The organism is Streptomyces sp. NPDC088252, assembly GCF_044740965.1.
Classification (GTDB): Bacteria; Actinomycetota; Actinomycetes; order Streptomycetales; family Streptomycetaceae; genus Streptomyces.
This window is the reverse complement of the sequence record NZ_JBIURS010000008.1, coordinates 18975-44911: the sequence shown is the minus strand read 5'-3', so window position 1 is coordinate 44911 and position 25937 is coordinate 18975. Positions and strand designations below refer to the sequence as shown.

Annotated in this window: 22 protein-coding genes and 4 pseudogenes; 9 read left to right on the top strand and 17 right to left on the bottom strand. The window is 69.3% G+C overall.

Translation table 11 applies throughout. The features are described 5' to 3' along the window. Nucleotides 1–3: 3 nt before the first annotated feature. The 9 genes from ACIOHC_RS18085 to ACIOHC_RS18045 form a co-directional block, all read right to left on the bottom strand. Nucleotides 4–1155 (bottom strand): SGNH/GDSL hydrolase family protein, encoded by a 1152-nt coding sequence (locus tag ACIOHC_RS18085; RefSeq protein WP_351073968.1) that lies wholly within the window; start codon nt 1153–1155, stop codon nt 4–6. Next, nucleotides 1152–2231 (bottom strand): DUF1565 domain-containing protein, encoded by a 1080-nt coding sequence (locus ACIOHC_RS18080; protein WP_401843178.1) that lies wholly within the window; start codon nt 2229–2231, stop codon nt 1152–1154. Before ACIOHC_RS18080 ends, ACIOHC_RS18085 begins: the two co-directional genes overlap by 4 nt. Next, the gene (locus ACIOHC_RS18075) at nt 2228–2830 is read right to left on the bottom strand and encodes a DUF624 domain-containing protein (protein ID WP_351073966.1); all 603 of its coding nucleotides are present in this window, start codon (nt 2828–2830) and stop codon (nt 2228–2230) included. The genes ACIOHC_RS18080 and ACIOHC_RS18075 overlap by 4 nt, the downstream gene beginning before the upstream one ends. A 2-nt stretch (nt 2831–2832) precedes the next feature. Further along, a complete protein-coding gene (locus ACIOHC_RS18070) occupies nt 2833–4812 on the bottom strand; it encodes a hypothetical protein (RefSeq protein ID WP_351073965.1) in 1980 nt (659 codons plus the stop codon). A gap of 3 nt (nt 4813–4815) precedes the next feature. Then, nucleotides 4816–6606, bottom strand: coding sequence for a heparinase II/III family protein (locus tag ACIOHC_RS18065; protein WP_351073964.1), 1791 nt, complete (start codon nt 6604–6606; stop codon nt 4816–4818). Further along, on the bottom strand, nt 6594–7358 hold the full coding sequence (locus ACIOHC_RS18060; protein ID WP_351073963.1) for an SDR family oxidoreductase: 765 nt from the start codon (nt 7356–7358) through the stop codon (nt 6594–6596). The genes ACIOHC_RS18065 and ACIOHC_RS18060 overlap by 13 nt, the downstream gene beginning before the upstream one ends. A gap of 44 nt (nt 7359–7402) precedes the next feature. Next, entirely contained in the window at nt 7403–8326 is a 924-nt protein-coding gene (locus tag ACIOHC_RS18055) for a carbohydrate ABC transporter permease (RefSeq protein ID WP_351073962.1), read from the bottom strand. Beyond that, complete coding sequence (locus ACIOHC_RS18050; protein ID WP_389636777.1) at nt 8313–9155, bottom strand: carbohydrate ABC transporter permease; 843 nt, start codon at nt 9153–9155, stop codon at nt 8313–8315. The genes ACIOHC_RS18055 and ACIOHC_RS18050 overlap by 14 nt, the downstream gene beginning before the upstream one ends. Nucleotides 9156–9296: 141 nt before the next feature. Further along, complete coding sequence (locus tag ACIOHC_RS18045; RefSeq protein ID WP_351073960.1) at nt 9297–10565, bottom strand: ABC transporter substrate-binding protein; 1269 nt, start codon at nt 10563–10565, stop codon at nt 9297–9299. 226 nt (nt 10566–10791) lie between these two features. Between ACIOHC_RS18045 and ACIOHC_RS18040 the strand changes: the two genes are divergently transcribed. The 5 genes from ACIOHC_RS18040 (at nt 10792) to ACIOHC_RS18020 (ending at nt 16409) form a co-directional block, all read left to right on the top strand. Next, nucleotides 10792–11895: a LacI family DNA-binding transcriptional regulator gene (locus ACIOHC_RS18040; protein WP_351073959.1), complete on the top strand. Its 1104-nt coding sequence runs from the start codon at nt 10792–10794 to the stop codon at nt 11893–11895. Between the two features lie 876 nt (nt 11896–12771). Next, nucleotides 12772–13083, top strand: a complete 312-nt coding sequence (locus ACIOHC_RS18035; RefSeq protein WP_351073958.1) for a hypothetical protein — start codon at nt 12772–12774, stop codon at nt 13081–13083. Between the two features lie 11 nt (nt 13084–13094). Beyond that, complete coding sequence (locus ACIOHC_RS18030) at nt 13095–13823, top strand: SDR family oxidoreductase (protein WP_351073957.1); 729 nt, start codon at nt 13095–13097, stop codon at nt 13821–13823. A 536-nt stretch (nt 13824–14359) separates the two neighbouring features. Next, on the top strand, nt 14360–15163 hold the full coding sequence (locus ACIOHC_RS18025) for a class I SAM-dependent methyltransferase (protein WP_351073956.1): 804 nt from the start codon (nt 14360–14362) through the stop codon (nt 15161–15163). Nucleotides 15164–15650: 487 nt separating this feature from the next. Continuing rightward, nucleotides 15651–16409 carry an SDR family oxidoreductase gene (locus tag ACIOHC_RS18020; protein WP_351073955.1) on the top strand — a complete coding sequence of 253 codons (759 nt, stop codon included), beginning with the start codon at nt 15651–15653 and terminating at the stop codon, nt 16407–16409. A gap of 658 nt (nt 16410–17067) precedes the next feature. On the opposite strand, the gene ACIOHC_RS18015 is transcribed toward ACIOHC_RS18020, so the two are convergent. The 3 genes and pseudogenes from ACIOHC_RS18015 to ACIOHC_RS18005 form a co-directional block, all read right to left on the bottom strand. Beyond that, nucleotides 17068–17403 carry a helix-turn-helix transcriptional regulator gene (locus ACIOHC_RS18015; RefSeq protein WP_351073954.1) on the bottom strand — a complete coding sequence of 112 codons (336 nt, stop codon included), beginning with the start codon at nt 17401–17403 and terminating at the stop codon, nt 17068–17070. Further along, nucleotides 17400–17582: pseudogene (locus ACIOHC_RS18010) on the bottom strand (site-specific integrase); the annotation flags it as partial. The pseudogene ACIOHC_RS18010 and the gene ACIOHC_RS18015, both read right to left, overlap by 4 nt. 449 nt (nt 17583–18031) lie before the next feature. Then, nucleotides 18032–18208, bottom strand: a pseudogene (locus tag ACIOHC_RS18005) (recombinase family protein); the annotation flags it as partial. 69 nt (nt 18209–18277) lie between these two features. Between ACIOHC_RS18005 and ACIOHC_RS18000 the strand changes: the two are divergent. Next, nucleotides 18278–19285, top strand: coding sequence for a hypothetical protein (locus tag ACIOHC_RS18000; RefSeq protein WP_351073953.1), 1008 nt, complete (start codon nt 18278–18280; stop codon nt 19283–19285). Between the two features lie 225 nt (nt 19286–19510). Here ACIOHC_RS18000 and ACIOHC_RS17995 read toward each other — a convergent pair. Both ACIOHC_RS17995 and ACIOHC_RS17990 read right to left on the bottom strand, forming a co-directional pair. Further along, nucleotides 19511–19723: pseudogene (locus ACIOHC_RS17995) on the bottom strand (serine hydrolase); the annotation flags it as partial. Nucleotides 19724–20261: 538 nt separating this feature from the next. Beyond that, entirely contained in the window at nt 20262–20798 is a 537-nt protein-coding gene (locus tag ACIOHC_RS17990; protein ID WP_365689055.1) for a DMT family transporter, read from the bottom strand. 539 nt (nt 20799–21337) lie between these two features. Here ACIOHC_RS17990 and ACIOHC_RS17985 point away from each other — a divergent pair. After that, nucleotides 21338–21736, top strand: coding sequence for a transporter substrate-binding domain-containing protein (locus tag ACIOHC_RS17985; RefSeq protein WP_365689057.1), 399 nt, complete (start codon nt 21338–21340; stop codon nt 21734–21736). Nucleotides 21737–21762: 26 nt separating this feature from the next. Beyond that, nucleotides 21763–22662, top strand: coding sequence for a MurR/RpiR family transcriptional regulator (locus tag ACIOHC_RS17980; protein ID WP_365689059.1), 900 nt, complete (start codon nt 21763–21765; stop codon nt 22660–22662). A 70-nt stretch (nt 22663–22732) separates the two neighbouring features. On the opposite strand, the gene ACIOHC_RS17975 is transcribed toward ACIOHC_RS17980, so the two are convergent. The 3 genes from ACIOHC_RS17975 to ACIOHC_RS17965 all read right to left on the bottom strand — a co-directional run bounded on the left by ACIOHC_RS17975 (nt 22733) and on the right by ACIOHC_RS17965 (nt 25662). Beyond that, complete coding sequence (locus ACIOHC_RS17975; protein ID WP_365689061.1) at nt 22733–23953, bottom strand: MFS transporter; 1221 nt, start codon at nt 23951–23953, stop codon at nt 22733–22735. 253 nt (nt 23954–24206) lie between these two features. Then, a complete protein-coding gene (locus ACIOHC_RS17970; RefSeq protein ID WP_351073944.1) occupies nt 24207–25088 on the bottom strand; it encodes a phosphotransferase in 882 nt (293 codons plus the stop codon). A gap of 145 nt (nt 25089–25233) precedes the next feature. Next, the gene (locus ACIOHC_RS17965; RefSeq protein WP_351073943.1) at nt 25234–25662 is read right to left on the bottom strand and encodes a hypothetical protein; all 429 of its coding nucleotides are present in this window, start codon (nt 25660–25662) and stop codon (nt 25234–25236) included. Nucleotides 25663–25785: 123 nt separating this feature from the next. Here ACIOHC_RS17965 and ACIOHC_RS17960 point away from each other — a divergent pair. Then, nucleotides 25786–25896 (top strand): annotated as a pseudogene (locus ACIOHC_RS17960) (TetR/AcrR family transcriptional regulator); the annotation flags it as partial. Nucleotides 25897–25937: the final 41 nt, after the last annotated feature.

Genomic DNA, 25937 nt, shown 5'->3' with positions numbered 1-25937 from the left:
CCCTCACAGAAGGTGTCGGCGGTCCACGGCCGCGGCCAACGCGGCATGACCGGCGGGGTTGGGATGCAGTCCGTCGCCGCTGTCGTACGACGGCAGCATCCGGGACGGACGGTCCGGGTCGCGCAGTGCCGCGTCGAAGTCGGCCACGGCGTCGAAGACCCGCCCGGTCCGCAGCGCCGCGTTGATCTGCTGCCGTACCGCTTCCAGTTCCGGTGTCCAGCGGGTCCAGCCCTCGAACGGCGTGACGGTCGCGCCGACCGTCCGCAGCCCGGCGTTGCGGGCGCGCAGCACCAGTTGCCGGTACCCGGCCAGTACACGCGCCGGGTCGGTCTGGCTCGGTGGCTGCTGGAGGTCGTTGACGCCGAGATGGACGAGTACGGTCCGCAGCCCGGGAAGGGACAGCACGTCGCGGTCGAAGCGCGCCTGCCCGCTGGGCCCGAACCGGGCGTCGTCCAGCAGGACCCGATTGCCGCTGATGCCGAGATTGGCGACGGCCGAACCGGGAAGGCGCCTGGCCAATTGGTCGGGCCAGCGCAGATCGGCGTCGTCGGGCGTGCCGACGCCCTCTGCCATGGAGTCGCCCAGCACCGCGACCACCGGCCCGTACGCGCCCGTCACCTCGACTCCCGTCAGCAGGAACACCGAGGTGGTGCGCACGCCGTCGACGGTGTGCGAGGCGTGCGTGTTGCGGTGGAAGGACAGCGGCCCGGTGGGGCCGGGGAGCCACGTCTCCACCGTCAGCCGTGCCGCCTCAAAGGTGCGCAGGCCGGCCACCGGGTCGCTGGTCAGCGAGGCGCCCGCGGCGATCCACGCCTGCGCTCGCCCGCCGAACGTCACCGGCCGGCCGCCCGCCGTCACAGGGCCGATCAGAACCGGAGCCGTACCGAAGGCGTGCCCGTAGCGCAGCCGGACCGTGCCGCCCGCCGACAGCCGTACCTCGGCGGTGAACGTGCCGTCGGTCAGACCGGCGCTCGCCACCGTGTCGGTGGCGGTCGGCGCGGTCTGCGCGGTCGCCCAGGACGTCGTCCAGCGCGACCGGCGCTTGCCGCTGTTCGAGGCCTCGGCGGCCTGCGCCCCCGGCGCCGTCGCGGCGACCGCCGCCAGCCCGGCCGCCGCTGTCAGTACCCCGCGTCTCGCGGGTCCCCGGCCGCTCACTTGGGGCACGCACCGGTCGGCGTGTACTCGCTGCCGTAGGTGCCGACCGCGTCGCCACCGGTGTTGCCGCCCATCGTGTTGGTGCACACCGGACCCTGCGGGGTGCGCATGAACTTGATGCCGCCGCCCGCGTTGTTGGTGATGGTGTTGCCGTAGACACTGGTGTCGATGCCGTCGGTGGCGGTGTCGCCGCCGAGCCGGATGCCCGCGCCGACGTTGTCGTGAACGGTGTTGTAGCGGAAGATGTTGCCGCTGCCGCGTGCGTCCAGCCCACCGGAGCTGGAGTCCTTCTGACCGCTGCAGTCGTTGTACTCGACGTAATTGTTGGTCGAGTTCTCCTTCACATCGACGCACTCATTGCCCTGGGTGGCGATGGTGTTGTGGTGGATGCGGTTGTTCCTGCTGATGTCGGGGGCCGCGTCCGGGGCGCCGTTCGTCCCCTGCTGCTCGGGGGCCGTGCCGAGGTAGATGCCCTCGCCGTTCTTGCCGCCGCCGCCGAACTTGAAGTCGTTGACCCCGCAGTTGGTGATCGTGTTGTCGGAGATGTCGGCGCCGGTCACCAGATAGCGCACCCGCAGACATTCGTCGGCGGCGTTCTTCAGCGTCATTCCGGTGATCCGCAGACCGCCCACACCATTGCCGGGAGTTGTGCTCATGACATAGATGAGCTTGAGGCGGTACCCCGACACATCGGTGGACGACCCGTGCAGCCCGTCCACGGTGAAACCGCTGAGCGTCGTCGAGTCGTGCTGCACCTGAATGATCCGGGCGTCGCCGGCCCCCTTCACCACGGCGTTCGACGGGCCGGTGACGGTGACTCCGGCGCGCTTGGTCACGACGTCCTGCTTGTACGTGCCGGCGGCGAGGTTCACGACCGAGCCCGTCGGCGCCAGGTCGACCGCTTTCTGGATCGTGGCGAGCGGGGCGCCCTCCGACGTACCGGCGTTGGAGTCGCTGCCGGACGGCGACACGTAGTACGCGGTGGCGGCTTCGGCGGCCTCGGACACCGGGGGGAAGGCCAGGGGGGCGCCGACGGCGAGCGCGGCGACGAGAGTGGTGCGCAGTACACGGCTCATGGGGTGTGCCTCCTGGGGTCTGCGAAGGACAGAGCGAGCAGTACGGGGACGCTGGGCCCGAGGAGCACGGGACCCAGCGGTACGACGAGGGAGAGCAGCGCGGCGGAGATCACCGCGCCGAGCAGTGCGGTGCCACGGGCCGCGGACCCGAAGCCGAGGGCCAGCGCGCCACGCGACCAGGTGCGCACCGTCCCGTGCGGCGACCGGCCCGCCTCGCCCGCGAGCGCCACATGATGGATGACCAGAGCGGCCGCGATACCCACCTGCGCGGCGAGCAGCACGAACGCCCACGGCTCCGAACGGCCCAGCAGATGGACGATATTGGCGGTCAGGACGATCCCCGCCGCGGTGGACGCCAGGGTGTGCCGCCACAGGGCCCACCAGTACTGCGGGAAGGCGCCGAACGCGTTGGTGAAGCAACGGCTGTCACCCTCCGCCCGCCACCGCTGCAGGGCGTGCCCCATCGCGGCGAGCGCGGGCAGCCAGGTCACGACACCGAGCGACAGCACGGTGAACGCGGCCCCGGCGGCGGCCGGGTAGGCCACGAACTCCAGCCGTCGCAGCAGCGTCGGCCAACCGGACGAGAGTGTTGCCTGCATGATCAGCCGACCTTTCCTGTGTACGGCTCCGGGACATCGAGCAGCACGCGGCCGTCCAGCTCCAGCCGGGTGGCCGCCACCACATACGGGCCCTCGCCACCGAGCAGCACCGCCGCCGCGGCGGCCGAGACGGCGGCGGTACGGATGCGACGGGCGACGGGGGAGAGGAGCACGGTCTCCTCGTCGAAGGCCACGCCCTGGCCCTGCGCACACACGATCCGTTCCGCCAGGGCGGCTTCGGTGCCCGGGACGATCGCCGTGAGGAAGAGACCGTGCGAAGACCGCGCGGTCGTCGCACGCAGTGTGTGCAGCGTGCGGGTGAGGCGCAGCTCCGGCGTGCTGGACGTCGGATTGGCCTCGACCTCCGTGGCCTCGGAGACGACCGAGGCGTGGAGCGGCGCGAACCGCCGCACCAGCGCCGAGGCCGCCCCGGACCGGATCAGCCGGCTGCCGTCCGGCTGCGGCTCGGTCGGCCGGTCGGTCTGGAGCAGGAACGTCCATTCCCGTTCCGTGTCCGCCTCCGCCAGGTCCAGCAGTACGAGCCGCCCCGATGGCGTGAACACCAGTGTCCGGTCCAGCCGCCGCACCCCGAGCCCGGGGTCGTACATAGCGGCGATCTCCGCCGTGGCATGCGCCCAGCCGCAGTCGGGGGCGGTGAGCACATCTCGCTGCCGGGCCTGCCGCTCGTACGGGATGTCCTTGTAGACGTGGTAGCGGTCCTCGTCCGCGTACCCCTGTCCGTCCACCAGCAGCAGATTGTGGTGCGCGGCGCGCTTGCGGTTGCTGTAGCCCTCGTCGACCGCGAGGAACGCACCCTGCGAGACCAGGACGAACGAGCCCGAATCGGGGTGGTGATGCCCCTGGTCGAGGGTTTCCCAGCCGCGCTCGGCCCGATGCTTCGCCGATGTCTCCCACGCCTTGTGGCCGCCGCCGGGGCTCGCCTTGAACGAGACGAGCGTGGCGTCGTCGTCCCATCCGGTACGGGCCGCCAGCAGTCCGAGATCCGGGAAGAACGCCCTGGTCTCCGTGGGCCGGGCACGCGGCACGGACGGGTCGTACCAGAGGTGTTCGAGATACGCCTCCGGCAGAATCCCCGGCCGCACCCCGCTCTCCGCGGCCTCCTGCCACAGCAGTTCACCCGAGGCGAGATCACCCATCCACTGGGCTTCCGGGATGCCGTACTGGGAGGCGAGACGGTAGTACAGGCCGGCACTGTGCCCGCTGCGCCGGTCGTGGCAGTCGCCGTGGTCGACGTTGAACGCGAAGCCGGGCGCCATCTGGTGCAACCGGTAGCGGAACGTGTGGGAGAGGAAACCGCCCCGCCCCCACCAGTCGATGCCCTCCGCCTCCTGGAGGAGATCCAGATGGATGGCGAGGAAGGGCACACCGTAGCGCCAGTACACGACACCCTCGGCGTGCGAACCGTCCTCGGGCATCAGGTCGAGGACCGTGCCGAGATTGTCCTTGGCGCGCTCGGTCCACTCCTCCTTGTCCAGCACGTAGCCGGCCGTGGCCAGGCCCGCGTAACAGATCCAGTTGTGGTTCTGCCAGTACGAGGAGGACCACCAGCCGCCCTCGCTCGCCACCGCGTACTCGTACATACGCCGCCCCTGGAGCAGCAGCTTGTACCGCAGCAGCGCCCGCACCCCGTCCGGGAGGGCGTCGCCGATCCACCGGTAGGCGAGCGACAGATGGTGCAGCAGCCAGCCCGCGTCCAGGTCGCGGTCCGGCATATGGGCCTTGCCCCAGTGCGGCAGCCGCACCGCGGCCTCGATCCAGCGCCGGCTCTCCGCCAGATGGGCCGGGTCCCCGCCGACCCGGTGGGCCAGGGCCGGGTTGGAGGCGGCGGGGCCCAGCCAGGTGATGCTGGCCAGGGGGTGCGTGCGGGGCGGGGTCAGCCCGCGGTGGCGGGCGGCCTCCTCGTACAGCCGCGCCTCCTGTGCGGGGCGCGGGCCGGGCGGCGGGGTCGCCGAGAGCAACAAGGGTCAGTCCTCCGTCCGGAATCGTGCGGTGCCGCCGTCGGCCAGCGTGACCGTCAGTACCCCGTCGCCGTCCAGCTGTACGTCGGTCACGGTGGGGCCCGCCGAGGCCGCCTGGTACACCGAGGCGAAGGTGATCCGGTCCGACTCCGCGGTGAAGTCGACCCGGGTGCGCACGCGCTGGGGATCGTCGGCCGGGCCGGGGGCGGGCCGGGCGACCGGGCGCACGGTCCGCCCCGGCGTGTGGGTGTGCCAGCCGTGCAGGGTCTCGTCGCCGTACCAGGTGGTGCGCACCGGGCCCGTGCCCTGGAGCTGGATGTCCAGCGCGACGCCGGGACGCAGCTGCGCGGTGAACCGCCGCTCGCCCTCGGCACTCACGGTCAGCAGATCGACCAGATAGCCGTCGCCGAGCGCGACCCGCCGTACCGCACGCACATCCTCGTACGCCGTGGTCGCCCCGGCGGTGACGGAGGAACCGTCCGATCCGAGCAACTGACCGGTGCACTCAGCCTGTTCGGCGCCATCCACCCGGAACGCGGGGTGTGCCTCCGTGGATGCGTACAGATCACGGAACTCGGCGTGCGCGTACGGTACCTGACCGGGGTCGGGCTGCCACGGCGTGGTGTTCCCGTACAGGAGGAGCGAGAGTTTGTCGCGGTGGCCGTGCGAGCCGCCGTGCGGACCGAAGTCCAGCAGGGCGTGGACGCCCGCGTGGCACAGCACCGCGTATCCGGCCGTCGGGAACACGGTGACCGGGCCGGGTGCCGGACGCCTCGGCAGCGGTGGGCCGGCGAACCAGCCGCCCAGTTCGCGGTCGAGCCCGTCGTCCTGCGTGCCGAGCTCGTCGCGAGCCCGCCCGGCCACCGCGTCCAGGGCCGGAGAAGGCACCAACTGCTGTGCCAGTGCCACCAGTTCCAGCCACTCCAGAGCGAGCGGAGCGCGCAGATAAGGGCCGTCGTGCAGCGCGGGCAGAATGCCGCCCGGCGTCGCGATCGTGGCCAGTACGTCGGTCATCCCGGCCAGCACGTCCACCACATCGGACGGCACGGCCGCGGGGTCCGTGCCGCGCAGCGCGAGCAGGGCGGCGCGCAGCACGAACCCGTGGTAGTAGGTACTGCCCTCCCACTCCCAGCCGTCCTCGGCGACGGCCACCCGCAGGTGCGCGTACAGCCCGTGCCCGCCCTCCAGCCAGCGCTCGGCGCCGTCCCACTCCAGGCCACGGACCGCGGCGGCGCCCCGGCTCGCCGCCACACCGGCGGCGTTGAGCCACGCGGTGTAGTTGGAGGCGAGATGCCCCTGGCCGGTCAGCACGTCCCGGGCGTCGAGCGCCGCCCGCTCCAGGTCGTCCAGGAGCGGCAGCACCGCCGAGAGGTGCTCCGTGGAGTCCTCGGCGAGTGTGATCACGGTGTGCCCGATGGTGACGGCCCAGATCGCATCGGTCAGCGCCTGGTGGAAGAGACGGCCGCGCAGCATCCAGGACTGCGCCTCGCCATGCCGCTCGGTGGCCAGCTCCGCGTACAGACCGGCGTACTCGACGAGCCGCTCCACCGCCCGGGCGCGCTCGCCCCGGTGGGCGAGGACCCTCAGGTGCCGCGCCCACGCCTGGTGCGACAGCACCAGCCAGGCACCGCGCACCGCCTCGTCGTCCACCCGGCAGCCGTACGCGCACCACGCACCGCCGGCCGGGAACACCCCGGCGAGCAGATCACCGTGGTCGAGCTCCACACCGTGCGCCGGGCAGACGAACGCGTGCCACCAGCCGCCCCGCTCCCGGGGGATCCGCCTCAACGCGGCCACACGCCACCGTCGATGTCCACCGTGGTGGCGGTGAGGAAGCCGGACGACGGCGATGCCAGATGCACGACCGCCGCGGCGACGTCCTCGGGGGTGCCGGCCCGGCCGACCGGGATGCCCGCCTCCATCGCCTGCTGCGCCTCGGGCGCGGTGAACGTGTCGTGGAAGGCGGTGCCCTTGATGAAGCCGGGCGCCACGGTGTTGACTGTGATGCCTGTGCCGCCGAGTTCCTTGGCCAGGCCCTTGGTGAAGCCGCGGACACCCGCCTTGGCAGCCGCGTAGGCGACCGAACCGGGGCCGCCGCCGTTGTGTGCGGCCAGCGAGGACATGGTGATGATGCGCCCGGCCGACGACTTCGTCAGCTGCGGCAGCGCGGCCCGCACGGTACGGAAAGTCGACGTCAGATTGGTGGAGATGACCTGTTCGAAGTGGTCGTCGGACATCTCGGCGATCGTGGCCCGGCCGATCAGATGGCCCGCGTTGCAGACCAGGACGTCCAGGCCGCCGAGGAAGCCGGTCGCTTCCTCGACGAGCCGGTCCACATCGCCCGTCACGGTGACATCGGCCTTGAACGCTTTCGCCCTGCGGCCCAGCGCCTCGATCGCGGAGACCGTCTGCCCGGCCTCGTCGGCGGAGGAGTGGTAATGGACGGCGACATCGGCACCGGCCTCGGCAAGGGCGACGGCGATGGCGCGGCCGATTCCGTGGCCCGCCCCGGTCACCAGTGCGCGGGAGCCCTTGAGATCAGCAGACATGAAGTGAAAACCTTTCGATGGCCGGTCGCGTGGACCGGAACCGGTCACTTGAGACCGGCGGTTGCGAAGCCCTGCACGAAATAGCGCTGGCCGATCAGGAAGAGAACGACCATGGGAAGGGTGGCCAGCGTGGTGCCGGCCATCAGGAAGTGCCACTGGGTGCCGTTCTCCGTCTTGAAGACGGAGAGCCCGACCTGGATCACCCGCAGGCTGTCCGTGCGGGTCACCAGCAGCGGCCAGAGGAAGTTGTTCCACGACGACTCGAAGGTCAGCAGCGCCACGGTGGTCAGCGCGGGCTTGACCTGTGGTGTCATGATCCGGGCATAGATCCGGAACTCGCCCAGGCCGTCCAGCCTGGCCGCCTCCTCCAGCTCCACCGGAAGGTCCAGATAGAACTGACGGAAGAGGAAGACCGCGAACGGGGTGACGGCGCCGGGGACGATGAGCGCCCACCAGGAGTCCAGCCAGCCGCTGCCGCCCTGGCCGAAGAGGTCGTTGCCGCCGGCCAACGGCATGAAACGGACGATCAGGAACTCGGGCAGTACCTTGGTGTACGTCGGGATCATCAGCGCGGCGATGAAGAGATAGAAGATGACCTCGCTGCCCCGGAATCTGATCCGTGCCAGTGCGTACCCGGCCATCGACGCCACCACCACGTTGAGCACGGTGTGACTGGCCGCGATGATGAAGCTGTTGCGCGCGTACGTCGCGAACGGCGCAGCCCTGAGCGCGTCCAGATAGTTTCCGAACTCCCAGTGTTCCGGAAGCAGTCCGGCGTCCTGCGAGGCGATCTCGACCGGCGTCTTGAGCGAGGTGAGCACCATCCAGACGAACGGCACCACCATCAGCAGCGAGACGACGGTGAGCGTCAGATAGAGCGCGATCCGGCCGGCGGAGGGCGGCCTGCCGTTCCCCCGAATCCGGGATGTCCCAGCAACTCCGGCCATCCGCTGCTCAGTTGTGGCCACGGGTGCCTCCCATGATCCGCCGGTTGACCAGGGTGAAGCCCATCAGCAGCACGAACAGCACCAGTGACTGCGCGCAGGCGTAGCCGACGCGGAACTCCCGGAAGGCGGACTTGTAGATCTCGTACGTCATCATCGTGGTGCTGTTGGCCGGGCCGCCGTCGGTCAGGATGTAGATCTGGTCGAAGGACTGGAACGCGCTGATCATCGATGTGATGAGCACGAAGAACGTCGCGGGCTTCAGCAACGGCAGGGTGATCGAGAAGAACTGCCGCACCTTGGACGCTCCGTCCACCGAAGCGGCCTCGTACAGCTCCTTCGGCAGGGACTGGAGCGCGGCCAGGTAGATGAGCATCTTCATGCCGATGCCCTGCCAGATGCCGACCAGGATCACCGACGGCATCGCCCACGAGGTCGACGACAGCCAGGCCGGTCCGTCGATCCCGAGGAACGAGAGCAGTGTGTTCAGCAGCCCGTTGCCCGGGTTGTAGATCCACAGCCAGACCAGCGCGATCGCGACGGTCGCCGTCACCTGCGGCAGGAAGACCGCGGTACGGAAGATGCCCCGCGCCTTGAGGCCGGTGTGCAACGCCAGGGCCACGAGCAGCCCCAGCATCATGCCGAACGGCACGGTGAAGAAGGTGTAGACGATGGTGTTGACGATGGACTTGCGGAAGACCGCATCGCCCATCATGTCCCGGAAGTTGTCCAGGCCCACGAACTGCGGCGCCGTCAGCACGTCGTACTTCGTGAAGGCCAGGACGACCGACGCGACGACCGGCAGTCCGATCCAGAGCGAGGCGTGCAGCAGCGCGGGCGCCACCATCAGCATGCCGGCGCGTTGCCTGCGACGGCCTGGACCGGCGGGCGTCCGGCCGGAGTGCTTCTTCGCGACCGTGTGGTGCGCGGTCGGGGAAGGGGGCCGCGCGGGCCGCGTCTTCAATACGGATGTCGCTCCCACAGTGACGGGTCCTTACATCCGGCCGATGGCGGCCTCGGCGAGCCGGCCGAGTTCCGCGATGGCGTCCTTCGCGGACTGGCTGCCGACGATCGCGGGCTCCAGCGTGGGCTTGATCTTTTCGCGGATCTCCATCCAGGCGGCGGTGCCGCCCTCCGAACACGCGTCGCCCATGCTCTGCAGGGAGAGATCTACGAACTTGTTCTCCTTCACATAGCTGGAGTCGCTCAGATCCTTCAGTCCGGGAACCGATCCTCGCTGCTTGGCCGCACCGAGGATGGACTCGGGCGTCGCGAGGTACTCGACGAGCGCACGCGCCGCCGCCGGGTGCTTGGTACTGGCGGACTGGGTGACGAGGGTGCCGCCCTGGAGCATCGCGGGTTTGCGGTTGGCGAGGATGAACGCACCGAGCTTGTCGTCCTTGAGGAGGTCCGGAGCCTGGTCCCCGACCTGCTTCCACAGGGCACTGGTGGTCACCATCATCGACGCCTTGCCGGTCTGTACGTTGGTCGGGGCCCCGAGGTCTGTCTTCTTGGCGTAGACGGCGGAGCCGTCCTTGACGAGATCCTTGAAGAACTGCAGCGCCTCGACGCCGCGGGCATCGGTGAACAGCACCTTCCTGCCGTCCGAGCTGAACAGCTGGCCGCCGTTGGCGAAGAGGAAGGTCTCCCAGCACTGGCGCAGATCGATGGAGAACGGGTCGAACCCGATCCGGCCGTCCTTGGTCAGCTGCTTCGCCACGGCGCGCAGTTCGGCCCAGTTCGCGGGCGTCTTCTTGATGCCGGCCTCGGCGAAGTGGTCCTTGCGGTAGACGACGATGCGGGTGTCGAGGACGACCGGCAACGCGTACAGCTTGCCGTCGTACCGGGAAGGTTCCAGGACCCGCTTCTCGTAGTCGTGCGCGGTGGCGAGCTTCTCGGGCAGCTCGGCGATGGCCTTCTTCGCCGCGAACGGCGGGATCCAGCCCACACCCATCATCAACACGTCGGGCAGCAGACCACCGGCCAGGCCGGTGGTGATCTTCTCGTTGAGCTGCGCGTACGTGGTGTAGTCCACGTTCACCTTGACGTCCGGATACTTCTTCCGGAAGCCGCCGAGTATCTCCTTCTCCAACAGCGTCTTGCCGTCGGCGCCTTCGTAGATCGGGGTGAGCAGTGTGATCTCACCTTCGGCGGGACCGTCTGCGGAGCCGGCCGCCGAAGTGCCGGTGCCGCATCCACCGAGAGCGGCGACAGCGGTTCCGGCACCGATGGCAGCGAGCAGCGACCGTCTTTTGAGTTCCATGGGACACCCCTTTTGAGGTGGAGGTTGTGGATCGATCCAGCGATGACAACCCGGCCATGGCCGGGAAGTGCTGGTAAATCGATGCAGTGATGCTAGGAACGCCACGAGAGGGACGTCAACAGCTGATGCACATGAATTTTCAGGGATGTTAACGGGTGTACCGGTGAACAGAGTTCAGTAAATCGATACACTGATAGGGTCAGTTGCGTTCCGAACCGGAGGTGGCATGAGCGGGGTAACGATCCATCAGGTCGCGGAGGCTGCGGGGGTCTCCGCGAGCACGGTCTCCAACGTCCTCAACGGGCGTACGGACCGTATGCAGGCGGCCACGCTGGCCCGCGTGGAGCAGGTGATCGAGCAGCTGGGCTACCGGCCCAACCGGGCGGCCCGGATGCTGCGCACCGGCCGTATCAAGGTCATCGGTCTCATCGTGCCGTCCGTCGCCAACCCCTTCTGGGGGGCGCTCGCCCGCGAGCTGGAGGCCATCGCGCTCGCCGAGGGCTATCACGTACTGCTCTGCAACAGTGAGCGCGATCCGGCCCGCGAGCTCAAGTACGGGGAGGAACTGCTCGCCGACGGGGTCAGCGGAGTGGTGCTCTGCTCCTCGCTCCCGTCGCTCGACCATGTGACACCGCTGCTCAGCCGCGGTCTGAAGATGGTCGCCTTCGACCGCACCGCGCAGGCGGGCGATCCGCCGTCGCTGGCCTCCATCAGCGTCGACAACGCGATGGGGGCCGAACTCGCCACCCGTCACCTGATCGAACTCGGACACCGCCGACTGGCGTTCGTCTCCGGCTCGGTCAACAGCGTGAACCGGCGCGAGCGCCTGCGCGGCTTCCGGGCCGCTCTGGAGTCGGCCGGTCTCGACCCGGCCGACGCGATCGTCTGGCCAGGCGCCGACACCGCCGAGTTCGGTGACAAGGACGCTGCCGAACTCGGGCGGAACGCGGCCAGGGAACTCCTCGGCGGACCGCGCCCGCCCACCGCGTTCGTCGCCATCAACGACATGTGCGCGATCGGGATCTGCCGGGGCGCCAAGGACGCCGGACGCAGCGCGGGGCAGGACGTCTCCGTGGTCGGCTTCGACGACATCCTCCTCGCCGACCTCTTCGAGCCTCCGCTGACGACGGTCCGCCAGCCGCTGCCGGAGATGGCCGCGGAGACGTTCCAGCAGTTGCGGGCGCGGATCGACTCGGCTCCGGTGGCGGGGCGGTCGCTGCTCATCCGGCCGAGACTGGTCGTACGGGAGTCGACGGCCCCGGCCGGCGTGGCGGCCGCGGTCCCCGGGCCGAGCGGACCCGGGCGGCGGGTGGCGGGCCGGACGGCATAGGCGTTGACCGGACTGCGGTGCGGCACGCCGCTGATGTACGCATCACCTGCCCGGTCCAACCGTTGCTCATTGCGCATTCGCATGACGAAGGAGCGCAACGGAGTTGGACGGTGCATCTCGGGACACCCCGTCGATCTGCCTGCCGCGCTGGGGGCGAGTGGCTGAAGAGGCAGGGGCGGCGCCCTGGCTGGTCTTCGATGAGGAGGGAAGAGCAGTGGAGTCGATCCGAAGGTTCCTGGTCGACTTCGTCGCTCGTGACAACCGGCCGGGCAGCGTCCGTGGCAGGGCCGCGTACGATCCGGCACAGCAACGCCGTGCTCCGCCGTTTCCACGAGTTCTGGATCGAGTCGGGCAGAGGTTCGCTGATGAACCCGGTGCCGCCGACTCGGAGCGTGAGGCGACGACGGCACATCCATCACAATCCACCGGACCTCCGCGGCGGCGAGGGGCAGCTGCGTTGCAGCCCCAAGTCCCCGCGGCGCCGGCCGATCGCTCCGCGGCTGTACGAGATCGGCATTCGCGCCCACCGAAATTGCTCGACCGCCCTGTTCACCCTCGCTGTCGAACTCCCCGCCGCTGTCCTCACCCGGATGCTCGGCGTCCACGTCCGAGTCGCCGTCCGGTGGCAGAAGGCATCCGGCGGCGACTGCGCCGCCCACGCGGCCGAGAGCAGCCGCCGCACGCGTGAAGACGATTCCGAAGGAGATGGTCGCCCATGGCCCTCACCCCGCGCTGGAAGCAACTGCTTGACGACCGGCTCGCCTAACCGGTCAAGAAGCCGAAGAAGGCAGCCGTCGGCGGCTGCCTGGCATCCGGTTCGGAGGGACTTGGCGGACTGCGGGCAAAGCGGGCCCGGATCAGGGGTATTGACCGGTCGTGACCACCGCAGCTCATCTCGACCGCGCCGTCGCGGACCCGATCGGCCTGATCACAGACCTGATCGCCGACGTCGAGAAGGAACTCGGCGCCGAGACCATGCGGTCCGTGGTCACCGCGGTTGCGGGCGGCCGCGCGAAGTCACGGCGCCTGGCGGAGGCCTTGGTGATGAGGCCCGGCGTCCTGACCGACGGCCGGTCCCCGGCACCCCGGGCCGTCGGCGATCTGCTCATCGAGCTCCGCAAGGCCGGTGCCTCGGCGATCGCGTCGTTCAGCCGCCGCACCACAACAGAACAATCGGCCCACAAATGAGGAGCGAAACAATGAAATTCGACGACCACCGCGTTGTGATTACCGCTGCTGGCCGCGACTTCGGGCGGACTCTGGCGATCCGGCTCGCGGACCTCGGCGCCGAAGTCTTCCTCTCCGCACGCAGTCTCGCTGCCGCCGAACGCGTCCGTGACGAGATTCGCCATCGAGGTCATGAGCGGGTCCACGCCTTTGCCTGCGATCTGACAGACCCCGTCTCGATCAGCAACTTCGCGTCCAGCATTGCCCATCACACCGACCGCGTCGACATCCTGATCAACAACGGCTCCCGCTACCTCCATGGCCCGGACCTCCGATCAGCCTCCGACACCGACATCATCGACACCATCTCGTCCGGCGCAACCGGCACTGTCCTGACGGTGAAGCACTTCCTCCCTCTCCTTCTCAACTCGGACAAGCCGGATGTGGTGACGATGGTCTCCGCCTGCGGAACTGCAGGCCATCAGCGCTCGGACGCGCATGATGCCTTCTACGCGGCCAAGAGCGCCCAGGCCGGATTCACCGAGATCCTCTCCAAGCGCCTGCGGCCCCAAGGAGTCCGAGTGATATCGCTCTACCCGCCCGACTTCGACAACGCCGACCCGCTCTCCGCGGAATGGGAGACCACCCCGCGCGACTCCAAGGACCCGCTCACCGCGCGGTCGCTCGTGGACTGCATCCTCTTCGCAGTCGCCCAGCCCCGCGACTGCTTCATCAAGGCATTCCACTTCGAACAGGTCTGACTGGCCCTCGCACAAGCGGCACCGACGCCAGGGCCCGGAGTGCCATATGCACTCTGGGCCGCAGTCATTCAGCCGGTTCCGATACCCGACTCCATCCCTGCACGTCCACGGCACCCATCTCGAAGACGCCTGGGCCGCCGGACAGCAGCGCGCCACCGACCGATGGAAAGGACTGGCCCAGTGAAGTGGAACCTTCCTCCGGAGGTCGCCAACCGCGGCATCTGGAAGGCCGGCGAACTCCAGCGGATGCTCGCCGAACGTGGCGTGGTGATCAACGCGGGGAAGATGTCGGGGCTGGTCCCACACCGCCGCGAACCGGTACGCGACCATCTCCCAGAACCTGGTCGACGACCGGGCGGGAGTCCGCCGAGATGCGGTCGGAAAGGAGAGCGGGCGTTCTTGACGGCTGCCCGTGAAGGGATCCCCGACCGAACGGTGCTGGCGGAGCAGACAGAAAAGACCGACACGGCTGCTGTCGAGGAGCTGCCGTCAGACCACTGGCGTCCCCGTGGACGAGCCTCATAGCTTGTGCGCTCGTGACAGATGACCCGAAGGCGCGCCCGAATCGACATGACCTCGGTCAGGTGTTCAACGAGGTGCCGGAACTCTACGACCGGGTCCGGCCGGGATACCCCGACAAGCTGTTCGGGGACCTTGTCACCGTCACCGGCGTGGACGAAAGGTCGTCGGTGCTGGAGGTGGGCTGCGGTACCGGCCAGGCCACACGCTCGCTGGCAGCGCTCAAGTGCTCAGTGACCGCCATCGAGCCGGGCGAAGAAATGGCCGCCCTCGCTCGCCGGCGGATGGCCACCTTCGGCAACGTCGAAGTCGGGACGTCGACGTTTGAGGAGTGGGACGACCGCGGTGGACGCTTCGATGTCCTCGTGGCTGCGTCGTCGTGGCACTGGGTCGACCCGTCGATTGGCTGGCAACGAGCGCACGACGTGCTGTATCCCGGAGGTTGGATGGCACTGCTCGGCAACGTCGTTGTCCGCCGACCGGGAGAGCCGGAGGTGTACGCCGAGACCGCCGATCTCCACGAGCGGTTCTGCCCCGGGAACCCCGGCTGGGGTCATCCTCCCCTGGAGGACTACGTGCGCACCACCGACGAGGGCTGGGGCCCGGTCGACGATCCCGGAGGATTGTTCGGCCCAACGATCGGGATGAGGGCGAGAAGGCTCGGGTCGGCGGCGTCGGCGGTCGTACGGGGCCTGCGCTCAGACCCGTCAGGCTCCAGAATCACTGCGTCGCGTGGGGTCGATGAAGGGAACGTTCGGGGCCGTCCTCATCACCGCAGCGGCCAACTGCTCGAGCTCCGCCGGAGGCCCGTCCTCACTTGACGACGGTCCCGGCAACAGGCATGCCGACCAGTTTGTCCATCCGGTCGAGAAAGCGAAGTGTACGAGAAACCCCGCTCCGGGCCGACCTCCGTGGGGGCGTACTGCGACGCCTGCATTGCGGCCGGCTTTCCGTCGGATGCCCCGCGAATTCGCGGGCCTCCCCGGCCTCGGTACTGGTGGCTCGCGTATTCAACCGTCACGAGTTCCCCGGGTTGCCGCCGCCCCCCCGTTGGCTGCAGAGAGTGACGTTTGTTCTTGGTCGGCGAATGCACCGGCGTTGGTTGAGCATGCGAGCCCACCAGTGTCAGGCCCCTCATCGTGGCCTCGTCGTCCTGGGGCCCAGCCTGCTTCCGGGCGGTGACCGGGCGCAACGTGAGGTCCGATACCCGCCAGACTCGGCTGCCGTCGTACTGCAGTCTGACGGAGGTGGTCGTGCTCCGGGCCCAGCCGACCCCACTGGTACCACGTCTCCCCGAAAGGTCTCTCCATGTCTTCCCGCCTGGACTCCAAGGTCTTCGTCGTCACCGGCGGCTCCTCCGGCATCGGCCTCGCCGTCGCGCGGCGACTCGCGTCGGAAGGCGCCGCCGTCGTCATCGGCGCCCGTCGCAAGGACATCGGTGAAGGGGCTGCCGAGAGCATCCGGGCCACGGGTGGCCGGGCGCTCTTCGTTCCCGCCGATGTCTCCGTCGAGGCCGACGCCGCCGCGCTGGTCACGGCGGCGCTCTCCGAATTCGGCAGCCTGGACGGGGCGTTCAACAACGCCGGCTCTGTCAACGCCTCCGGCCCGGTGTCCAATATCGACGGCGCCGCCTGGAACGCCGAGATCGCACAGAACGTCACCAGCGTCTTCAACTGCCTCAAGCACCAGATACCGGAGGTGCTCAAGACCCGTGGGGCGATCGTCAACAATGCCTCCAACATGGGGGTCGTCGCGCTGCCCGGCGTCGCCCCGTACGTCGCCGCCAAGCACGCGGTCGTGGGCCTGACCCGGGCCACCGCGCTCGAAGTGGCCGAACAGGGCGTGCGTGTCAACGCCATCACCACCGGCGGCGTCGACACGCCGCTGGCCCGCACCTCGATGCTGACCAGCGACGAGGCTGTCGCGCAGATCTCGGCGATGCACCCGGTGAACCGCATCGCCCGGCCCGAGGAGATCGCCCCGTTCGTGGCGTTCCTGCTGAGCGACGACGCCTCGTTCATCACCGGCGCAGCCCTCGCGATCGACGGTGGATTCACAACCCGCTGACCGCCGGTCTACTGGTGGGCTCGCGTATTCAACTGTTGCCAGGTCCCTGCGGAGCCCAGCCTGCTGGTGACCCTGTGTGATCACCAGCGGCGTGTCGACTCCATGTTCCACCGGTCGCCCGGAGGAGGCGGCTGGTGGTTGTCGTGGTAGCCGAGAGCGCTCGCGACGACGGGGGCAGGCAGTTCGAGGAGTTGCTGTCCGACGGCGGCGGCGACTGGGATGCCGATCTCGCCGGCCAGGGCAGGCCGCTTCTGGGCACATCCATCGCCACGAGCAGGTTGAACAGGGGTGTCGGTGCGGGACGGACGCGGCCCGTGCCGTCGTCCAGGAGGACGGTCTGCCGGTCGGTGAGCGTGCAGCGTTCGCAGAGCCGTTCGCCCAGGAGTTGGCCCTCGAAGCCGCAGCGCGAGCAGTCGAAGGTCTGGGATGCCGGCGCAGGTCGTGCAGATCGCGGAGCCGTCAACGGGGTGAAGCCCGGGGAGGACACGGTCCTGGCCGCCTTCTGGGCAGGTGCCTCGTGTTCGGACCGTGCGGTCCGAACAGGTCCGGCAGACGTATACGTCCGGCCAGGTGCCGGCCTTGTGTCTGCGCTGACCACAGCGGCAGCACTCGGCCATGTGCCAGCGTTCGTACTGCTCGTCGGTGGCGTATGGGCGGCTCATGCGTCGGGCAGGATGCGGGCCGCGCGGGGCCGGAGCTTCGCGACGTTCGCGGGCGGGACGGGCAGATCGCCGGTGGCGGTCTTGCGGACTCCGGCGTTCTCCGCGGTGGTGGCCTCCAGGCCGGCCGGGGTGCAGGACAGGATGTCGCAGAGCGCGGACGGGACCTGCAGTGACAGCCGCTCGGGCGTCCCGGAGATCAGGCGGTGGACCTGGGAGGCGGACAGGTCGATGCCCCGCTCGCGCAGCAGCGGCACCAGTTCGGTCGCGGTGAGGACGTGGTGCTGGGCCATCAGCTCACGCAGCCGCCAGGTGTACCCGACCTTGCGCTTCATGCTTGCCTCCCGTTCCGGGCCCGGAGCGCGGCAGCCACGGTGGCGTCCAGATGCCGGCGCAGGGTACGGGTGCGGAAGTCCGAGGAAACGCAGGTTCAGATGGACGTGGTGCTGGCGTGCTCGTGACCGACCTGCTCCTGGACGAAGCGAGGATCCCAGCCGTCCTCGATGAGGTGGGTGCACGTTGCCGCCCAGTCGTAGAGCGGGTCGGTGATGAAATGGCAGAACGCCCGGACCGGCTCCGTTACACGCATCGCATGCGAGAAAACCGCATCTGATCCGAGTCGGCGGACAAACCGCAGGTCAGTCAGCCGGACGAGTGACACCGACTGGCACCGTCATCAAGCCCGCCGCTATCGTCACCACCAGCACACTTGGTCAACTGCCATGGTAAGCAAGCCGGTTGTCACCGCTGCCCGTGACGATTCGCGAATCGTCACGGGTTCGCATCGGAGGCAATTGGCGGCGCTTGGAACCGGTACAGCGGTTGTCGGTGAGAACGATCATGGTCCGGTCGGCGTGAGGGCGTTGACCCGGTTCTCGTACCCGCGGTTGGCCTTGCGCTGGGTGGGGACCGCCGGAGAGCCCTGGCTGCCGTCGAGACACCGGCAGCGGGCGAGAAGCCGGCGTCGTAGGTCAACTCGCGCTGGAGGTCGCGTTGGAGTTCGCCGACGGCGGCGAGGGTCTGCACCATGAACTTCACGGTGGACAGCAGCCCACCAGTGCGCGGGTGGCGGGCGGTGAGGTCCATGGCGGAAAACGCGCCGTCGTGGATCCGCAGGGCGAGACGGTCGCAGTGGAGGACCCTCGTACGACGCTTTTCTCACCCTACAGTGGGGTGGCCACGCAGAATCCCGGCAAAAAGGAGCATCGCATGACACCACACACCAAGCTCTTACAACGGACCACTCGACTGATCAAGGCCGCAGCCGTCGCGCTCACCGCCCTCGCCGCGCTCCTCGTACAGGCACCCATGGCCGCCGCCGAGGACATCTGCGACCACCAGGTCGGCGGAGACATCCTCATCGCCTACAACGCCACCGGCGGCAAGGGCGGGCCGCTCGGCTGCCCCAGCACCGACGAACTGGTCACCCCCGACGGCGCCGGCCGTTACAACCACTTCACCGGCGGCAGCATCTACTGGACCGCGCAGACCGGCGCACACCCCGTATGGGGCGCGATCCGAGACAAGTGGGCGGCCCTGGGCTGGGAGACCGGCAAGCTCGGCTACCCCACGTCCGACGAGCTGGCCAACCCCGACGGCACCGGCAAGCGGCAGACATTCCAGGGCGGCACCGTCTACTGGCACCCTTCCTACGGTGCGCACCCCGTGTGGGGGAAGATCGGCGAACTCTGGGGTCAGTACGGATGGGAAGGCGGAGCGTTCGGCTACCCCACCTCGGATGAGCAGTGGGACGAGAACTACAAGTCCATCTATCAGCGTTACTCGAAGAACAACCTCGTCCTGTTCTGGTCCGCCGGCAACGGCGTCGAAGGCTGCACCGGCGAATGCGTCGGTTATTCCGGCACCACCGGAACGGACTGGTTCCGCGAACTCCGCGTCGAGATCCCGTACGGCACGAGCAACGTCGTCGTCCGCGCGTTCCCGACCGAGGCCGGGTTCATCAACGCTCGCACCGACTTCCAAGGCGGCTGGTACCAGATGTGGTCCCTCGCTCCCTACCCGAACGACGTCAGCCAGACCGAACACAACTCCCTGTACGAGCAGTACGCCTGCCACGCGAAGTTCGCCGACCAGCTCCTGCCCGGCGAGTGGAACACCGGCGTCAGCTTCGACCTCGAATCGTCGCGCAGCGACATCGGCATGGAGGACGCCACCAGCCTGACGAAGTTCCTCGGCCACCACTGCGAGTGGGACTGACCAGCAGCACCTGTACGCACCGCCTCGCGGTGGTCGAGGAGGCGGGGCGTACGCTCCAGGACCGCAAGGGCCTGCCCCGCTGTTCGATGGGTTTCGAAACGATGACCGTGATCCCGTCACGGTCATCCACTCGGTGATCACTGCGATCGCCCCTGGCACCGAGCGCGACGCGGTCGCCGAAGCCCTCCGCCGGTCGGCACCCCATCGTCCCGCCCACCCGTAGAGAGACACTCCCGGCAGCCATCGGCCGACCGTGTCGTCCAGGGACAGCCTGCCCTCGGCCTCCAGCCGGAGGGCCACGGTGGCGACCAGCGTCTTGGACGTGCTGGCCATGCGGAAGCAGCCGTCGGAAGGGACCGGGCGGCCGGATTTCAGGTCGGCGGCGCCGCTGGTGGCGACCGACCGCCGACCGTCAGGCGCGATCACGCGGGCCTGCACACCGCTGACGCCGAGGGCGTGGATCGCGTCCGTGTCCTGGTGCAACTGCTTGACAGGGGAGGGACCGGCGAGCTGGGCGACGGCGGTGGCCAGCCGAGCAGCGTAGCGACACCGACTGCCATGGCGGGGCGCCTTCGCAAGAGTCGAATTCACGGCTGGACGCTCTTTCCACTCCCCAACGGGGCACGATCCGGCGCACCCCAGGATCGGACTGGGGATATCCCCCGGCGCGGGCCGTCACCGGTCCGGCGTCGAACTGCCGGGCGCGGTGTGATGGTTCTCGCATCCCATGCCTACGAGCGGTCCGGCCATCAGAGGGGACCGTTCGTCTGCCGAAGGAGCTTCAACGTTCATCGCCTCCTTGGTCCGGAAGAGGGCGCCGACGCTCGGGTCCCGGCCGACACCCGCGCTCGCCGCGTCGGGGCGTCGCGGCGCCGGCGAGGCGCGACCGGGCCGTATCCCGAATCGGGAGTTGCTACTTGGTGGTGGCGGCGTCACGCGCGGTGTCCTGGGAAGAGCGTCGCAACAGGCGTCGCCTTCAGGGGTGGGCGAGTTCGAGTACGGTGATGCCGGTGAGGACGACCGCGCCGGCGGTGAGGCGCAGACGGCCGAAGCGTTCACGGAAGAGCAGCGTGGCGATCAGGGCCGCGATGAGGATGCTGGTCTCACGCAGAGCGGCGACGGTCGCGAGGTCGCCGTGGGACTGTGCCCAGATGACGAGGCCAAAGGCGAGCAAGGAGATGGCGCCGCCTGTCAGGCCGATCCCCCAGACCGGCTTGAACTGTGCGAACAGGGGTCGGCCGCGGCGGGCGAGGGCCAGCAGCGGCAGGACGGGGCCCTGGCACAGGAACAGCCAGGCGATGTAGCCGATGACGGTCTGGGACCGGTGGACGCCTGTGCCGTCCATGATCGTGTATCCGGCGATGACGACTCCGGTGGCTACCGCCGCGGCGAGCGCGGGCAGTTGGGCGCGCCGTGGCCACCCGTCCGCGAAGGCCAGGCCGGCCAAGCCGGCAGAGATGACCAGAACCCCCGCCATTTCGGTGGCGGCGAGCGGTTGGCCCAGCACGGTCATGGAGGCGACGGCCTCGAGCGGCCGCGCAGTGTGTGACGGCCCACGTGTGGATTCGGTGCGTTACATATCTCCGTGGCGGTCGACGTTCTGAAACGAGACCGGGGCAACGGTTGGGGCGTGTGGGCTGCTCCAACTGTTGGGGAATGTGTATCCGGTGGCTTACAACCTCACCGAGGTGGGTCGTTATCAATATGTTACAGACGTTACAGTGTGGCGAAAAGATGCATTGAGTGTAACGTGCGGGCATCCGGTCGGCGGTGAACCAACCGCACGGCAGTTCCGCGAGAGGGGTTCGTGTTGCACACCCGCCCAGTCCGCCGCGCAGTAGCGGCCGCTGCACTGTTGATCGCATCGTCCACGGCGCTCTCCGCATGCGGAGAAGGTGGCGCCGTCGGTGGTGCTGCCGCTCCCGCAGGTGATGTCACCGTCGCGGGTGTGTGCGTCACCCGCGACGCGAAACTCCACGCCTCCTGCCCGCGGCCATCAGGTCCAGCGGCACGGTCCGGGTGGCCACCGACGTACCGTATGCGCCGTTCATCATGTTCAAGACCGAGGGGCGGCCCGAACTCACCGGACTCGACTATGACCTCGGACAGGCGCTCGGTGCCAAGCTGGGGGTGCAATTCGCCTTCACTGCCCAGAAGTTCGACGGCATCGTGCCCGCCATCCAGGCAGGCAAGTCCGACGCGGTCATCTCGGCCATGACCGACACCAAGGAACGCGGTGGCGTCGGTGACGCCAACACCATTGCCGGGGCCGGGGTGCCGACGCTCGACGGCCTCGGCCCGGTCGGAGGCGGTGACCACAGCCCGCAGGAGTGGCTGGACGTGACGACGGTCCCGTCCAGGGTCGCCCTGCTCGCGGCACTGATCACGGCTCTCGGCTCCGCGACGACAGCTGACCCGGATACCCGGAGCACGCCGATCCGCGTAATCTGAACCCCTTTGGAAAGGTGGCCCGGCCCATGTCCTCACTCGCCGAAGAGATCCGGCACCGGTTCGGTGACCTCAGCCCCGCCGAACGCAAGGTGGCCCGGGTGCTTCTCGCCGGTTACCCGTCGGCCGGTTTCGAGACGGTGGCCACGCTCGCCGAACGTGCCGCGGTGAGTGCGCCCACGGTGATCCGTTTCGTCAACCGGCTCGGCTACAAGGGGTTCCCCGACTTCCAGGCGGCGCTGCGGGGGGAGCTGGAGGAACGCAGCGCCTCACCTCTGCAGCTCTACGGCACAAGGGGATACGGCACCGCGTCACCCGGGGCACCGGACGAGGAGGGGCGGGACACCGCTCACCCCGAGGGCGGCCATGACGTCTTCAGCTCCGAGGTCGCCCGTACGCTGCGGGAGCTGCCGCCCCACGACGTGGAGGCGGCGATTTCCCTGCTCTGTCATCCCAAGCGGCGCATCATCCTGGCCGGCGGCCGGTTCACGCATCTGCTGGCGCAGTACCTGGGGGTGCACCTCATGCAGCTGCGCGGCGACGTGGTCGTCCTGCCGGACCGCGACGTGGAGCGGACCGCGGTCCTGGCGGGCCTCGGCCGGCAGGACGTCCTCGTGGTCTTCGACTACCGGCGCTACGAACCGGACAAGATCGTCATCGCCGAGATGGCCGCGCAGCGCGGAAGCAAGATCGTCCTGTTCACCGACGCCTGGCTCTCGCCGGTGACGAGCCTCGCCGACGTCGTCCTGCCCAGTCATGTCGCAGCGCCTTCGCCGTACGACAGCATGGTCCCGACGCTGGCCACCGTCGAGACGGTGCTCGCCGGGGTGCTCAGGCAGCTCGGCGAGGAGGGACGCAGGCACCTGGAGCACAGCGAGGACGTGTCCCGCCGGGCGGGCATCCAGCCGGACGACTCCGGGCCGGTCTGAGACGGTTACGGCGTGGTGCACGACAGCGAGCGCGCTCCCGGCAGTAACCGTCGAGTGCATATCTGCACGCTCAGACGCGATTGACGCGGTACACGTCCCGCACACAGAGATTGAGGATCGTGGCGGCCACGATGGCACCGGCACAGACCAGGAGCACGGTCCGATCGGCCCAGGCATGCGCGGCGAGTGCGGTGACGAGGTAGCCGAGAGGGATGGCGACGCGTTCCCCGACACCGTTGAACGAGCTCAGGCGGCCCAACTCCGCCTGCGGCACGTGCTGCTGGAGCGCGGTGTTCCACGCCACGACGGCGACATCCAGACCGATGCCCGCGAGCACGGCACCGAGCAGCACCCAGGGCAGGTCCAGCCCCGTTCCCAACGCCGCCGGTGGCAGGCAGAGCCCGGAGCCGGTGATGACAGCAACGGTCAGCAGGCGGTGCGGCCTCCACCGCAGACACACCACTGTGCCCGCCAGCAGGCCGAACGCGAAAGCGCCCTGTACGAGCCCCCAGGAACGCGCCCCCGAGTAGTGCTCCGTGGCGACGACCGGGCCGAGGAGCTGAAAGCCCGCCAGCCAGGCGGCGACCACGACCGTTCCGGCGGCGGTGTACGTCCACAGCCAGGTGCGCGCGCGGAATCCGGCCCAGCCCGCCCGCAGATCGGCCAGGGCGCTTGCGGTCCTGACCGGTGCGTCCAGGCGCAGCCCGCGCAACAGGAGTGCGGCGACGAGGAAGGTGAACGCATCCCACGACAGGGCCCATGCCGGACCGCCGACCGCGACGATCACCCCTCCGACGACGGGCCCGAGAACCTTCACGGCGTTGTTCGGCAACCGGACCAGCGCATTGGCCTGTTGCAGATGCTCCGCCGCGACGAGCTGCCCGACCACCCCCGTCGCGGCCGGCGCGGTGAAGGCCACGGCGATCCCCGACACGAATCCGCACGCGGCGATCGACATGGTCGTCGCGTGATGCGTGGCCACCAGCACGGCGAGCGTCGCCTGGGCCGCGGCGGACAGGAGGTTGCCCAGAAACAGGATCCGGCTGCGCGACAGCCGGTCCGCGAGGACGCCGCCCGCGACGGTGAAGACGATCGTCGGGACGGAGTTGGTGGCCAGTACGACGCCGAGCGAGCCGGCTCCGCCGCTCTGCCCGATCACCGCATAGGCGAGTGCGAGGGGCGCCATCGCGGACCCGGTGGTCGAGACGAGATTGGCGAGCACGAATCGCCGGAAGGCCGCAACCCTCAGTGGTGTCAAGGGTGTTACCGGGTGCGTGACAGCGGCCTTCATGATCCTCCCGAGGTTGGTCCAGCGGGGCACCCTACCTGTCCGTGGGGGCGGGAGCGGTCGACGCGGTGCGCGAACGACCGCCCTGGGAGGGCGGGGCAGTCGAACCGAAACGCTCCCGAGGCCGCTGGTGCGTCCCTCGTCACTGCGCAGGGGACAACACGAGGTGCGGTGTGTCATGTGCCGTGCGAACCTGCTGCGGCCCGGGAGCCGGGCCGCAGGCCCCGCACCCGGTCCACCCGCGCTCATGGGGGTGTCACACGCGCTGCTCGGCCAGATCGAGCCAGTGCTCGATGTCCCCGGGAGCGAAGTGCCGGATGGCCCAGTCGGCCATCCGCAGGCTCATGTGGGCCCAGGAGGGCCGCAGGATGTCGCCGGGCAGGCCGTCCAGGATGTCGTCGAGGCGGCTCGTGACTCCGGGCGCCTGCTCGCTCGCGTGCAAGCCGAAGCGCAGGGTGACCAGGTCGAAACGGCGGTCGCCCCGGCCGGAGCCGTCCCAGTCGATGACACCGGCGACCGAGCCGTCGACGGCGAGCAGGTTGCCCTGGTGAAAGTCCTGGTGCACGACGTCGTGGCCGGGGAGCCGAAGAGGGTGGTCGAGGCCGACCGACCTGATCCGGCGCTCCAGATCACCGCCGCGCCGACTGTGCCGACGCAGCGGCTCGTGAAGACAGTAACCGGGGCCGTCGTCGAGCAGGTACAGGTTCATCGACGGGACATCCGTACGCCCGGTCAGCAGTCCTGCCTGCGCCTCGTTGAGGGCGAGGGCCCGGTCCAGCCCACGGTGGTCCAGGCACCGCACCGGTGTGCCCGCCAGCAATGTCTGGACCAGCACGACCGCGTGGTCCACCTGGACCGCCAACTCCGTCGACGGGCAGGGATACCCCTGCGCGACCAGGACTTCGCACACCGCCAGTGGCCCCGTTCCCAGATCCTCGATCCGCGTGTTCGGCCGCCACTTCAGCACGGACCGGTGACCGTCCGGCCACCGGACGTAGGCGGCACCGATCTCGCCCCCCGGGCACGGCCCCTCGACCACCAGCCGGACACCGGCCTCGGCATACAGCGCCTCTGTCAGCCGGTCGGCGTCCAGTCGTTCGGCACGTGTCCAGTTCTGCGGCGACGGGGAAGGGGTCATGGGAGCATCATCCGTCCCCGGGCCCGTCCCCGTCGAAGCGGGCGCCGATGCCGCGCCGTCGGAAGCGGACCGATCGCGTCGGCGATCCACGGCGGCACGGCCCCGGTGTCCTAGCTCGGACAGCAGCCGCGAAGTAGCGGGGGGATCATGCGCTCGCCGCCGTGGCGGCCCGCTCGTCGTGTTCACGCAGCGTCCGCATGACGGTGGCGGGCGAAGGGTGTTGGCCCTTCTTCGTGCCGGTGGTGATGACGAGTGGCTTGGCGATGTCGCGCAGGCTCATCTCCTGGTCGCGTGGACGGAGGGCCATGGACAGCATGTCTTCGTCGGTCACGCCCGCGCCGCCGATGGTCTTGCCGCGCTTGCGGGCGGACTCGTGGCCTTCGAGGGTGTGGTCGCGGATGTACTTGTGCTCCATGCCGGAGATGGCTTCGAGCGCGGTGAACACGATGCCGGAGGGGTCGTGCGAGCCCTTCAGCTCCCCGGTGAGGAACTTCAGCCCGACTGCTGTGAGCACCAGCTCGAAGACCTGCAGCCATCTCGGCCCGGCGGACTCGGCGACGGGCAGCGCACTCACCACCTCCACTCGCCACCGCCAAGGTCGGCTTGCCGGGCCGTGCAACTGTGCAGGAACCGGCTCAGACGACCACGACCCGGCGCCCGCGTGTGTGACCGGCCTGGCTGTCGATGTGCGCGGCCGCAGTTCGTGATCGACGCCTATTCGCTGGCCCGTGAAGCGGCCGAACCGGAGGCCGCGGTGGACGAGATCTTTTGGATGATCGAGGCAGCCTGGGAGGCCGCCTGCCCTTCTCGCGTACGTGAGGAACCGTTCCTCCAGGTAGGACAGGTGCC

Bases quoted from the DNA above. Each gene is read 5' to 3' on its own strand.
- ACIOHC_RS18080 (WP_401843178.1), bottom strand. From the start codon at position 2,231: ATGAGCCGTGTACTGCGCACCACTCTCGTCGCCGCGCTCGCCGTCGGC.
- ACIOHC_RS18075 (WP_351073966.1), bottom strand. From the start codon at position 2,830: ATGCAGGCAACACTCTCGTCCGGTTGGCCGACGCTGCTGCGACGGCTG.
- ACIOHC_RS18060 (WP_351073963.1), bottom strand. From the start codon at position 7,358: ATGTCTGCTGATCTCAAGGGCTCCCGCGCACTGGTGACCGGGGCGGGC.
- ACIOHC_RS18050 (WP_389636777.1), bottom strand. From the start codon at position 9,155: ATGCTGATGGTGGCGCCCGCGCTGCTGCACGCCTCGCTCTGGATCGGA.
- ACIOHC_RS18045 (WP_351073960.1), bottom strand. From the start codon at position 10,565: ATGGAACTCAAAAGACGGTCGCTGCTCGCTGCCATCGGTGCCGGAACC.
- ACIOHC_RS18040 (WP_351073959.1), top strand. From the start codon at position 10,792: ATGAGCGGGGTAACGATCCATCAGGTCGCGGAGGCTGCGGGGGTCTCC.
- ACIOHC_RS18030 (WP_351073957.1), top strand. From the start codon at position 13,095: ATGAAATTCGACGACCACCGCGTTGTGATTACCGCTGCTGGCCGCGAC.
- ACIOHC_RS18020 (WP_351073955.1), top strand. From the start codon at position 15,651: ATGTCTTCCCGCCTGGACTCCAAGGTCTTCGTCGTCACCGGCGGCTCC.
- ACIOHC_RS18015 (WP_351073954.1), bottom strand. From the start codon at position 17,403: ATGAAGCGCAAGGTCGGGTACACCTGGCGGCTGCGTGAGCTGATGGCC.
- ACIOHC_RS18000 (WP_351073953.1), top strand. From the start codon at position 18,278: ATGACACCACACACCAAGCTCTTACAACGGACCACTCGACTGATCAAG.
- ACIOHC_RS17990 (WP_365689055.1), bottom strand. From the start codon at position 20,798: ATGACCGTGCTGGGCCAACCGCTCGCCGCCACCGAAATGGCGGGGGTT.
- ACIOHC_RS17985 (WP_365689057.1), top strand. From the start codon at position 21,338: ATGTTCAAGACCGAGGGGCGGCCCGAACTCACCGGACTCGACTATGAC.
- ACIOHC_RS17980 (WP_365689059.1), top strand. From the start codon at position 21,763: ATGTCCTCACTCGCCGAAGAGATCCGGCACCGGTTCGGTGACCTCAGC.
- ACIOHC_RS17975 (WP_365689061.1), bottom strand. From the start codon at position 23,953: ATGAAGGCCGCTGTCACGCACCCGGTAACACCCTTGACACCACTGAGG.
- ACIOHC_RS17970 (WP_351073944.1), bottom strand. From the start codon at position 25,088: ATGACCCCTTCCCCGTCGCCGCAGAACTGGACACGTGCCGAACGACTG.